Genomic DNA, 11984 nt, shown 5'->3' with positions numbered 1-11984 from the left:
ATGTTACCTTGATCCCGGCCGGTCACCGTGCAAGCTGCCATCAAGCCTATCCGCGCTGTCGTGGGTCGGGTGACGTTTCCATTTCAGTTACTCCAGGGGGAGAAACACGTAATGATGAGCAAACGCTCTTTCCGTCGCACATTCCTGTGCGGCGTTGCATTCGGCGCCCTGTCGGTGACCGGTGCCGCTTGGGCACAAGGTGCCGACACAGAAACCGAAGAAGAAATTGAAGTAATCTCCGAAACGCCCGCCTCTGAAGGCGAAGCGCGTCAGGAAAAGATCACCGTTACCGGTTCGCTTCTGGGCCGTAACGAGTACACTTCGTCCTCGCCGATCCAGGTCATCACCGCTGACACCGCGACGCTCCAGGGCCTCGTCGACACCGCGGCGATCCTGCAGTCCTCGTCGATTGCTTCGGGCTCGACCCAGATCAACGGCAACTTCGGTGGCTTCGTTGTTGAAGGTGGTACGGGCGTCAACACGATCTCGCTGCGCGGCCTCGGCGCACAGCGTTCGCTGGTCCTCTTCAACGGTCGCCGTCTCGGCGGTGCCGGTACGCAGGGCCAGGTTGGCGCAGTCGACCTGAACGTCATTCCGGACGCTGTGATCAACCGCATCGAAATCCTGAAGGACGGCGCTTCGTCCATCTATGGTTCGGACGCTGTTGCCGGCGTGGTCAACGTGATCACCCGCCGTCAGGTCGAAAAGCCTGAAATCAACGTCACCTTCGGCGCCCCTTTCGAGGGCGGCGGTGAATCGTTTGGTATCGACGGCGCGTATGGCCTCAACTTCGACCAGGGCAGCATCGTTCTCTCGGCATCTTACGAGAAGTTCGAGCCGCTCACTCAGGGCGAGCGCGACTTCCTCGCCTGCCCGCAGGACTACACGTTCGATCCGGTGACCGGCGAGCGCCGCGACCTGCTCGAAACCCGTCCCGACGGCCTCGGCAACCAGGGCGAGTTCAAGTGCTTCAACGCACTGGCTGACGTCTTCGACGATGCCAATGGCGGACGCCGCTGGGTCTTTGACGATGCGCTGGGTACTTTCCGCCCTCGCGTCGCGGGACCTGCTGGAACCGCAGAAACGCCGAGCTACAATGCCAAGGAAGATTCCACCACGATCATCCCCGAGACGGAGCGCATGAGCGTCTTCCTCACGGCGGACTATGATTTCGGACCGGCTCAGTTTTTTGGCGATTTCCTCTACAACAACCGTACAACCAACCAGGAGGACTGGCGCCAGTTCTTCCCGTTCATGAGTTCGGCTAACCCGGGCAGCATCGCAAACCCGAACAACCCGCTGTTTGGGACCTATGCCGGCAGTCCGGTTGCCTTTGCCCGTCCGATCACGCTCGTCCCGTTCGATATCGAAGTCGATGTCGACTACTTCTCCGGCACAGCGGGCCTGCGCGGTGATTTCGGCAGTTCGGGTTACCTGTCGACCTGGGACTGGGAAGTTGCAGCCGTCTACTCCAAATCGGAAGGCGACTACACCTTCACGACAATCCCGATCAACCGGGTGACGGATAACAACGCCGGCAACCGGCCGGTGGCAATCAACCAGGCCCTGCCTGGCGGTGGCTTCCAGACCCTCTGCCCGACAGATGCCAGCGCTGCTGCGTTCGCGAATGCGGTTCGCGACGGCGTGCCGACACCGGCGCTCGACTACCAGCCTTGTACCACTATCAACTATTTCAGCCGTGACTTCATCTATGGTGACCTCACGGCGGACGAACAGGCACTCCTGTTTGTCCAGGACACGGGTACGACGATCTACGAACAGACGACCTTCTCGGGTCTTGTCCGCGGTGAGCTTTTCAACCTTCCGGCAGGCCCCGTGGGCCTCGCTATCGGCGCTGAGCATCGCCAGTTCGAAATCGACGACCAGCCGGGCTTCTATTCGAGCAACAACCTGCAGTGGGGTCTCTCTTCGGCTGTAGACACGGTTGGCGAAGACAAGGTGACCGAAGTGTTCGGCGAAATTGAACTGCCGGTCCTCAAGGGCCAGCCGTTCTTCGAAGAACTGACTGTCAACCTCTCCGGCCGTTACTTCGACTACGACTCCTATGGCTCGGACAATGTCTACAAGGCCGGCCTCAACTGGCAGATCAACCCGCTCTTCCGCGTCCGGGCCACCCTGGGTAACTCCTACCGCGCCCCGGCGCTGTACGAGCTTTACCTCGGCAACTCGACGTCGTTCGCCGGTCAGACCAACATCGATCCGTGTAACTACACAGACGGTCCTCCGGACAACCCGAACATCGACGCAAACTGCGCTGCAGCGGGTCTGACCGGTTATATCCCGTTCGGTTCCTCGGCTCAGGTCGTTGCGGGTGGCGGCGCGGGCGTTCTGGAAGCTGAAACTTCGGACGCCAGCACGCTCGGCCTGATCTTCACGCCGACCGGTATCAATCTCAGCCTCGCGCTGGACTACTTTGATATCGCCATCGACAATCAGGTTGCCCGTCTTGGTGCAGCTTCGATCCTCGGGGGTTGCTACGCCTCGGATAACTTCGCGAATGAGCCGCTCTGCAGCTTGTTCACACGCGATACCGATCCGACGAGCCCGCGCTTCAACCAGATCCTGGAAGTGTCGGACAGCTTTGTGAACATCAACAGCCAGTCGAACCGTGGTCTCGACCTGACCGGCCGTTATGAGCACGAGTTCTCCTTCGGCGACCTGGTCTTCGACATTCAGTCGACCTGGACCTTCGAAGACGAGTTCCTGCTGTTCTCTGGCGAAGGCTTCGAGCCGGACATCATCAACGGCCTCGTTGGTGAGCCGAGCTTCACAGGAAACGCCCGCCTGCAGTTCCAGCGCGGCGACTGGCGCTACAACTGGTTCACCGACTTCGTTGGCAACACGTCCAACGAGCGCCTGTTCGGCGGTGACGAGTTCACCTTCGGCTCGCGTGGCCCGGGCCTCTTCAAGTACAAGGTTGGTACTGAAGCTCACTGGGAACACGGCGCGTCGATCCAGTACTCTGGCGACACCTGGGCTGCGACGCTGGGTGTGTCGAACCTCTTCGACGAGACCCCGCCGGCCCTCACCACGGGCACTGCAACCCGCCGCGGTCTCGTGCCGCTCATCGGTACGCAGTATGACTATCGCGGCCGTTCGGTGTTCGCGCGCATTTCGAAATCCTTCTAATTCGATCTGCATCCAAATCGGGAAAGGCGGACCTTCGGGTCCGCCTTTTTCGTTTGGGGCTGAGGTTTTTCGGGCAGGCCTTGCGCGACCCTGGTGTGTTTCAGGCCAGCGCGCGCGCAAGCGCCGCGTTCCAGCCCTTCAGCAGACCAGCCCGGCCGGCCTCGCTCATCTTCGGCTCGAACCGTTTGCCCGGCACATCCCGCGCCGCCCAGGCCTCCGCGCTCAGCCAGCCGATCTGCATCGCCGCCGCCGCTGCTGCGCCCAGCGCCGTCATCTCGCGATAGTCCGGCCGCAGAACGGGCAGCGCGCAGACGTCCGCCAGGAACTGCATCAGCCAGTCATTGCCTACCATGCCGCCATCCACGCGCAGCTCGCCAATCGGCGCGCCATCCCCGGCAAACGCGGCTAGCAGGTCGCGGGTCTGATACGCCACCGCTTCCAGCCCCGCGCGCACCAGATGCGCCGCTGTCGCCGCCCGCGTCAGCCCGGCAATCACGCCCCTCGCCTCCGCGTTCCAGTGCGGCGCGCCAAGCCCGGTGAAAGCGGGCACCATATAAACCCCGCCATTGTCCTTCAGGCTCGCGGCGGCGGCCGCGCTTTCATCCGCCTTCTGAATAAGCCCCAGATCATCGCGCAGCCATTTGATCACCGTGCCGGCATTGAAGATCGAGCCTTCCAGAGCCATCGCATCTGCGCCGGGCAGGGCATAGCCCATCGTGCCGAGCAACCTGTTTTCCGAAACCGGCCGCGCCGACCCGGTATTGGCCACCAGGAAGGCCCCTGTGCCGAACGTGATCTTCGCCTGCCCGGTTTTCAGGCATCCCTGCCCCACCAGCGCCGCCTGCTGATCGCCCAGGATAGACGCCACCGGGATCGCCGCGCCAAACAGCGCCGCTTGTGCCATACCAAAGTCCGCCGCGCTCGGCTTCACCTCAGGCAGCAACGCCGCAGGCACGCCGATCATCTCGCCCATCGCCGCGCTCCATCCGCCGTCGGCCCCAATGCCCAGCCGGTAAAGCAGCGTGCGCGAGGCGTTCGTCACGTCCGTTGCATGCACCTTTCCGCCCGTCAGCCGCCAGAGCAGGAATGTATCAACCGTGCCAAAGGCAAGCTCCCCGGCCTCTGCCCGCGCCCGCGCGCCGGTGACAGTGTCCAGAACCCAGTTGATTTTCGTGCCCGAAAAGTAGGGATCCAGCAGCAGGCCGGTTTCGGCCTGGACATCGCCCTCATAGCCCTTCGCCTTCAGCCGCTCGCAGAAGGCCGCCGTGCGCCGGTCCTGCCAGATGATGGCGGGTGCCAGCGGCTTGCCGGTCTTGCGGTCCCAGACAAGCGTCGTCTCGCGCTGGTTGGTAATGCCGATCGCCGCAATCCGCCCCGCCCCGCCCGCCTTGGCGATCACCGCCCGGCAGACAGATAAGGTCCGTGTCCAGATTTCCTCGCCGTCCTGCTCCACCCAGCCATCCTGGGGATAGGCGAGAGCCACCTCCTCCTGCGCCAGCGCCACCTCGCGAAAGTCGCGGTCATACACGATCGCCCGCGTCGAGGTCGTGCCTTCGTCGATGACGAGAATAAAATCAGCCATGCGCGCTTTCCCTGATGATCCGCCCTTTTGCCGCCGAGCCTAGCACGCGACACGGGAAGCTCAACGCCGCCGGAGAGGCTTGCACGAGCCATCCAGAGTATATACGAAATATATACGATTTAGATAAAGGCACTCCCAATGGGCATCGTGAACATCGACGACGACCTCCACGACCAGCTGCGCAAGGCCAGCACGGTTTCCTGCCGCTCCATCAATGCCCAGGCGACGTTCTGGATCCGCATCGGCATGCTGGCCGAGATGCACCCCGCCCTCTCCTTCAACGAAATCATGCAGCGCGAGATGGCGGCCGCCGGCGTGACGCCCGGTTCATTGAGCTCTGCCGCCACATGACGAAAACGCCGGGCGAACTCGCCGCGATGGCCCATTCCGGCCGCCTGCTCGCCTCGGTGTTCGGGCTGATCGACCAGATGCAACTCATCGGCATGAGCACGCTTGAAGTGAACGACCGGGTTGAGCGCTTCATCGTCGACAAGCTGAAATCCCGCCCCGCGAGCAAGGGGCAATACGGCTTTGAACATGTGCTGAACTCCTCCGTGAACGAGGTGGTCTGCCACGCCATTCCTTCGGCGAGCGAAATCCTGAAAGACGGCGACATCGTCAATTTCGACATCACTCTTGAAAAGAACGGCTACATCGCCGATTCCAGCAAGACCTACATGCTCGGCACCGTCGCCGCGCCCGCCCGCCGCCTCGTGCGCACCACCTATGAAGCCATGTGGAAAGGCATCCGCGCCGTCCGCCCCGGCGCGACGCTCGGCGACATCGGCCACGCCATCGAGCGCCATGCCAAACAGGCAGGCTACTCCATCGTGCGCGAATTCTGCGGCCATGGCATCGGCCGGGAAATGCACGAAGAACCCTGTGTGCTCCATTTCGGCCGCCGCGGCACCGGCCTCCCTTTACGCCCTGGCATGACCTTCACGATAGAGCCCATGCTCAACGAAGGCCGCCGCGGAGTGTATACCGAAGAGGACGACTGGACCGTCCGCACCGAGGATGGAAAACTCTCCGCCCAGTTCGAGCATACAGTTGCCGTGACCGAGAGGGGCGTGGACGTGCTGACGCTCAGACCGGAAGAGGCGTATCTGCCGAAAGAGACCCCGCGCGGGGCGGGTTGAGCCAGGGTATACCTGCCACACGCCCGAGCACGGCGTCATCTGCAGCGCAGGCGGCGGGGCCGATAATGTCGCTCATGACTTATCCTCCGCCTACGGATGGGACTGGAGCCCGGGCGCTTCCCGCCAGTCGAGATGCAGGAAGGCGCTGAGTTGTTCCGGTCTGGCCGAGAGTGACCACATTTTGGCACGCAATATCTGGCTATGGCGCATAACAAAGCGCCCCGTTTCACCGAAACGGGGCGCTGTATTCTGTCTCAAGATGACCGCCGCTTATTCGGCCGGAACTTTCACCGCCCGCGAAAACGCCTGGCCCTTGGCCAGCGCCGCCCGAGCGTCATTGTATTCCCGCTCGAGCTGGTCGACGAAATCCTTCACCGGCCCCCGCTTCTTGACCGCCCCAATCCCCTGGCCGCAACCCCAGATATCCTTCCAGGCCTTGGCGTCGGTATTACCGCCCGAACCGAAATTCATCTTCGAGGGATCGCTCTCGGGCAGGTTGTCAGGATCAAGGCCCGCCGCAATGATGGAGGGCTTCAGGTAATTGCCGTGAACGCCGGTGAAAAGGTTTGAATAAACAATGTCTTCGGCGCCGTATTCGACGATGGCGTCCTTGTAGCCTTCCATCGCATTGGCCTCGTCGCAGGCGATGAAGGCTGAACCGATATAGCCAAAATCCGCGCCCATCGCGAGCGACGCGGCCACCGCTCCGCCCGTGGCGATGGAGCCTGACAGCGCCAGCGGGCCATCAAAGAACTCGCGGATCTCCTGGATGAGCGCGAAAGGCGAAAGCTTGCCGGCATGTCCGCCCGCGCCAGCCGCCACCGCGATCAGGCCGTCCGCGCCTTTCTCCAGCGCCTTCCTGGAAAACCAGGTGTCGATCACGTCATGCATCACGATGCCACCATAGGAATGGATCGCATCATTCACATCCGTGCGCGCGCCCAGCGAGGTGATGATCACCGGCACTTTGAACTTCACGCAGGCCTCAATGTCATGGTCGAGGCGGTTATTGGTCTTGTGGACGATCTGGTTGACCGCGAAGGGCGCGGCCGGGCGGTCCGGGTTCTTGATGTTGTATTCGCCAAGCTCGTTGGTGATCTTGTCCAGCCACTCATGCAGGACCGGCCCGGGCCGGGCGTTGAGCGCCGGGAAACTGCCGACGACGCCCGCCTTGCACTGGGCAATCACGAGCTCCGCATTGGAGATGATGAACAGCGGCGAGGCGATCACCGGAATACGCAGGTTCTGCAGGATGGGCGGGACAGCCATGGGAAGGAATCTCCAAAGGGGGAATATCTGGGAGTGAACCTAAACGCCGCGCGCGTCCGGGCAAGCCTTACGCAGCGACAACAGCAGACTGCACAGGCAAACGGACAAAAACCCACGCCCGGCCCTATCGGGTCAGGCGTGGGTCAAGGCGGAGCACGGCGGCTCCAGAGATGCAGAAATGGAGGGACCTGAGTTTCCCTGCCTGCACCGGAGCCTGCCCCTTCCCACGCACAGGAAGGCTGCGGGGCATGCGGTCAGCGACGAAAGCAGACACCCGCGGGCAGGCTACGCGAAGGTTTTGGCTACCCGCGAGAGGATGGGTGGCCATGCGACAGCAGGCCCCGCCAGGCCGCCTGCCGGTGCAGGAGGGAAATCAGGTCGCCCGGGTCGCCATCGGCGATCAGGCGGTCGAGAAGGAGACCGGGACCAGGGTCGTCTGCGGGGACGCTGCAAAGCCGTGCCGGGGGCACCTCGGCATGGGAGGAAACGCTGGAGGAGCGGCAGGTTGGAAGGGCTTTGAACATGGTCTCGGTCTCCGTCTTGCGACTAATTCTCAATCGCATTTCATGGGGACAGGGTCAACCCCTCAATCATGACAAACGGCTCATCTTGCCCGCTGGCCTGTGGAAATCGGCCGCGGCCTTGGCCTCGCCCCGGCTGAATGCTGCGATGCAGAAGGCCCATGCAGGAATGAAGGTCACATACCCTTAAGGAACCAGTTCACAAGCCCGCCCGGATTGCCCTACACCCGCACCATGGCCGACGATATTCTCCCTTTCAGCTCCGCATTTCCCGCAGCCACCGAAGCCGACTGGCTGAGCGCCGTTGAAAAGGCGCTCAAGGGCAAGGGCGTTGATACGCTCACCCGCAAGACTGCCGACGGCATCGCCATCAAGGCGCTCTATCGCGAAAGCGATTTTGCCGCCGCTACCGACCCGCTCGGGCTCCCCGGCGAGGCGCCTTACCTGCGCGGCAAGACAGCCGCGCCAGACAAGTGGCTGCCCTGGGACATCCGCCAGCTGTTCACCCACCCTTCGGCAGAAGAAACCAACACCGAGATCCTGCGCGACCTGGAGCGCGGGGTATCCTCGATCGAACTCGTTCTCGATTGCAGCGGCCAGAACGGCGTGCAGATCACGACGCTTGAGGACTTCAAAGCCGTCCTTGCCGGGGTGCGCGCCGATTATGCAGGTGTCGCGCTGAGCCATCCCGGCGCCTCGGGCGCCACGGCCTCGGCGCTTCTCGGCCTCTGGGCAGAGACCCAGGAAAATGCCGGCGACCTGGCCATCGACTTCAACCTGGACCCTCTGGGCGCGCTCGCCCGCAGCGGCAGGCTCTCGGGCGGGCTCGACGCCGCCTTCGCGCGGGTCGCGGCCGTTGTCACGGCGCTCGGCGCGAAATTCCCGAAAGCGGGCCTGGTCCGTATCGATGCGACCAGCGCCCATGAAGCCGGCGCGTCGGAGGCCCAGGAACTTGGCGCGCTGATCGCCTCGGCCATCGACACGCTGCGCCGCCTGGATGGCCAGGCGGACATCGCCGCGCTCACGAAGCGCATGAGCTTTGCCATCGCGCTGGACGCAAATTACGGCATCGGCATTGCGAAGCTGCGCGCTGCGCGGCGCCTTTGGGCGCGCTGCCTGGAGGCGCTTGGCCTGCCTGCCGCGCCCATGCGCCTTCAGGGCATCACCTCTGCGCGGATGCTGACAAAGTATGATCCGTGGACCAACATGCTCCGTGTCACCTGCGCGATCTTTGCCGGGGCCGCTGGCGGGGCAGACATCGTCACCTCGCGTGCCTTCAACGAAGCCCTCGGTCGCCCGGAAGAACTCGGCCGGCGCATCGCGCGCAACACGCAGATCATCGCCATGGAAGAAAGCCAGCTTGGCCGCGTGGCAGATCCCACCGGCGGGGCGTGGTTTACAGAGACACTGGCGGATGATCTCGCCAAGGCCGCCTGGGCCGAGTTCCAGACCATCGAAAGCGAAGGCGGCTATGGCGCCTCGCTCCTCTCCGGCGCGTTCCAGGCCCGCGTCAAGACCGTGCGCGAAGCCCGCGCCAGGGACATCGCCCGCAGGAAGATCCCGCTGACAGGCGTTTCGGAATACCCGCTGCTCGATGAGATTGGCGCTCCTGTGGCCGAGATCGACCCGCCCCGCGCCCGCGAGGGGGTTTCCGATGCTGGTCTCAAGGCCATCATCGAAGGCCCGCTGGCGAGCGGCGCCGATGCCACCGCCGAAGCGCTTGCGCCCATCCGCCTCGCCGCTCCGTTCGAGGCGCTGCGAGACGCGGCCGCCCGCGCGCCCAAGCGCCCGGAAGCATTCATTGCCACCCTCGGAGCGCTCGCCGAGTTTACGCCGCGTGCAGACTTTGCCCGTAACCTGCTTGCCGCAGGCGGCATCGCGCCGAGGGAAGCTGTCATGCCGCCCCGTGACGCGGCCGAGCTTGCCGCCGCTTTCAAGGCATCCGGCTGCCGTCTTGCTGTCATCTGCGGCACGGACAAGGCTTATGAAGCCGCCGCCGCAGAGGCCGCCGAAGCCTTAAAGACAGCCGGAGCCCAGGCCGTCTGGCTCGCGGGCAAAGCGCAAGCGCCCGGCATCAGCCTCAACATTTTTGCAGGCTGCGATGTGCTGCATGCGCTTCAGGTAGGACATGCTGAACTGGGAGTTTCCAAATGACCAAGTTCCCCGACTTTACGAAACTCGACCTCGCTGCGCCGAACACAAAACTCGCTACACCGAAACTCGGCGAAGCCTGGGAAACGCCCGAAGGCATCGCGGTCAGATCCGCCTATACAGCCGCTGACAGCGCGGGGCTGGATTTTCTCGACGATTATCCAGGGCTCACGCCGTTTGGACGCGGCCCCTACCCGACAATGTATACCAACCAGCCCTGGACGATCCGTCAGTATGCAGGGTTTTCCACGGCCGAAGACTCCAACGCCTTCTACCGGCGCAACCTGGCGGCTGGCCAGAAGGGGCTTTCGGTTGCCTTTGACCTCGCCACCCACCGGGGCTACGATTCCGATCATCCGCGTGTGACCGGAGACGTCGGCATGGCGGGCGTGGCCATCGACTCCATTCTCGACATGCGCACGCTGTTCTCCGGCATCCCGCTCGACCAGATGTCAGTCTCGATGACGATGAACGGCGCCGTGCTGCCTATTCTTGCGCTCTACATTGCGGCAGCAGAAGAACAAGGCGTCACACCCGACAAGCTGGCTGGCACCATCCAGAACGACATTCTAAAAGAGTTCATGGTACGGAATACTTACATCTATCCGCCCAAGCCCTCGATGCGGATCATTTCGGACATCTTTGCCTACACGTCCGAGAACATGCCGAAGTATAATTCCATCTCCATCTCCGGCTATCACATGCAGGAAGCGGGCGCGACGGCAGACCTTGAACTTGCCTACACGCTGGCTGATGGCATCGAATACATCCGCGCCGGTGTTGCCGCCGGGCTGGATGTAGACAAGTTTGCCCCGCGCCTGTCCTTCTTCTGGGCGATTGGCATGAATACGTTCATGGAAGTCGCCAAGATGCGCGCTGCGCGCCTCATCTGGGCAAAGCTCGTGAAAGAGAAGTTCAACCCAAAGTCTGATAAATCCCTCAGCCTGCGGACACATTCGCAAACTTCCGGCTGGAGCCTTACCGCACAGGACGTTTACAACAACGTCATCCGCACCTGCCTGGAGGCCATCGCGGCCGCGGGCGGCCAGACGCAGAGCCTGCATACCAACAGCTTCGACGAAGCCCTCGCCCTGCCGACAGACTTCTCCGCCCGCATCGCGCGCAACACCCAGATCCTGCTGCAGCAGGAAGCGGGCGCCTGCCAGTCCATCGACCTCTTTGGCGGCAGTTATTATGTCGAGCGCCTGACACATGACCTTGCCGCCAAAGCCCTCAAACACATCGAGGAAGTCGAGGCGATGGGCGGCATGGCGAAAGCCATCGAAGAAGGCCTTCCCAAGCTGCGCATCGAGGAAGCCGCGGCCAATACGCAGGCACGCATCGACAGCGGCACCCAGACGGTGGTGGGCGTCAACAAGTTCCTGCTGGACGAGGACGAAGATGTCCCGGTGCTGAAGGTCGACAACGCTGCCGTGCGCCGCATGCAGCTGGAAAAGCTCGAGCGCCTCAAGTCTGAGCGCAACGAAGCCGAAGTTTCAGCCAGGCTCGACGCTATTGCCGAGGCAGCAGCGGGCACGAAGGGCAACCTCCTTGCCCTCGCCGTAGACGCCGCGCGCGCCAAGGCGACGGTGGGAGAAATCTCCGAAGCGGTCGAGCGCAGCCAGGGACGTCACAGTGCCGTGATACGCTCCATCAAGGGCGTCTATGGCGGCGGCGTTAAGGGCAATGCAAAAGCCGAATATGCCCAGACACTTGCGTCAGACTTCGAGAAGACCAATGGCCGGCGCCCGAAGATATATATCGCCAAGATGGGCCAGGACGGACATGACCGTGGACAGAAGGTCGTCGCCTCCGCGCTGATGGACCTTGGCTGGGAGGTCGAGATAGGCCCCCTCTTCCAGACTCCTGAAGAGGCCGCGCGGGACGCCCGCAAGGCAGGCGTGGACATCGTGGCCGCCTCTTCCCTCGCTGCCGGACATCTGACACTGGTTCCGGAACTCAAACGCGCCCTCGGCAATGAAGGCGCGGCGAACGCGCAGATCATCGTGGGCGGCGTCATCCCGCCGCAGGATTTTGATGCCTTGCGGGCGGCGGGCGCCTCTGCGATCTTCCCTCCGGGCACCGTCATCGCCGACAGCGCGATTCGCATGCTCGAACTGCTGCTCGGCACGGATGATCCTGCCCGGACGGCGGCGGAGTAGCCATCTACGG

At 63.1% G+C, this 11984-nt stretch carries 8 protein-coding genes; 5 read left to right on the top strand and 3 right to left on the bottom strand.

Annotated elements, in window-relative coordinates; all coding sequences use genetic code 11:
- The first annotated feature begins 111 nt into the window (after positions 1 to 111).
- On the top strand, positions 112 to 3150 hold the full coding sequence (locus tag KG722_RS01885) for a TonB-dependent receptor (protein ID WP_213268949.1): 3039 nt from the start codon (positions 112 to 114) through the stop codon (positions 3148 to 3150).
- A gap of 100 nt (positions 3151 to 3250) precedes the next feature.
- Here the strand turns inward: KG722_RS01885 and glpK are convergent, their stop codons facing one another.
- Entirely contained in the window at positions 3251 to 4732 is a 1482-nt protein-coding gene (gene glpK / locus KG722_RS01880; RefSeq protein WP_213268947.1) for a glycerol kinase GlpK, read from the bottom strand.
- Positions 4733 to 4870: 138 nt separating this feature from the next.
- Between glpK and KG722_RS01875 the strand changes: the two genes are divergently transcribed.
- Positions 4871 to 5083: a ParD-like family protein gene (locus KG722_RS01875; RefSeq protein WP_213268945.1), complete on the top strand. Its 213-nt coding sequence runs from the start codon at positions 4871 to 4873 to the stop codon at positions 5081 to 5083.
- On the top strand, positions 5080 to 5871 hold the full coding sequence (gene map / locus KG722_RS01870) for a type I methionyl aminopeptidase (RefSeq protein WP_213268943.1): 792 nt from the start codon (positions 5080 to 5082) through the stop codon (positions 5869 to 5871). Before KG722_RS01875 ends, map begins: the two co-directional genes overlap by 4 nt.
- Before the next feature lie 270 nt (positions 5872 to 6141).
- On the opposite strand, the gene KG722_RS01865 is transcribed toward map, so the two are convergent.
- Together KG722_RS01865 and KG722_RS01860 are read right to left on the bottom strand one after the other, a co-directional pair.
- The gene (locus KG722_RS01865) at positions 6142 to 7140 is read right to left on the bottom strand and encodes a nitronate monooxygenase family protein (RefSeq protein WP_213268940.1); all 999 of its coding nucleotides are present in this window, start codon (positions 7138 to 7140) and stop codon (positions 6142 to 6144) included.
- Positions 7141 to 7442: 302 nt separating this feature from the next.
- Positions 7443 to 7664, bottom strand: coding sequence for a hypothetical protein (locus KG722_RS01860; RefSeq protein WP_213268938.1), 222 nt, complete (start codon positions 7662 to 7664; stop codon positions 7443 to 7445).
- Between the two features lie 231 nt (positions 7665 to 7895).
- Between KG722_RS01860 and KG722_RS01855 the strand changes: the two genes are divergently transcribed.
- Together KG722_RS01855 and scpA are read left to right on the top strand one after the other, a co-directional pair.
- On the top strand, positions 7896 to 9815 hold the full coding sequence (locus KG722_RS01855; protein ID WP_213268936.1) for a methylmalonyl-CoA mutase family protein: 1920 nt from the start codon (positions 7896 to 7898) through the stop codon (positions 9813 to 9815).
- Positions 9812 to 11974, top strand: coding sequence for a methylmalonyl-CoA mutase (scpA, locus tag KG722_RS01850; protein ID WP_213268934.1), 2163 nt, complete (start codon positions 9812 to 9814; stop codon positions 11972 to 11974). The genes KG722_RS01855 and scpA overlap by 4 nt, the downstream gene beginning before the upstream one ends.
- Positions 11975 to 11984 lie beyond the last annotated feature (10 nt).

Origin of the sequence: Hyphomonas sp., assembly GCF_018402285.1 — a bacterium.
Lineage (GTDB): Bacteria > Pseudomonadota > Alphaproteobacteria > Caulobacterales > Hyphomonadaceae > Hyphomonas.
The sequence above is the reverse complement of the archived record's forward strand: the minus strand, read 5'-3'. Positions and strand labels throughout refer to the sequence as shown.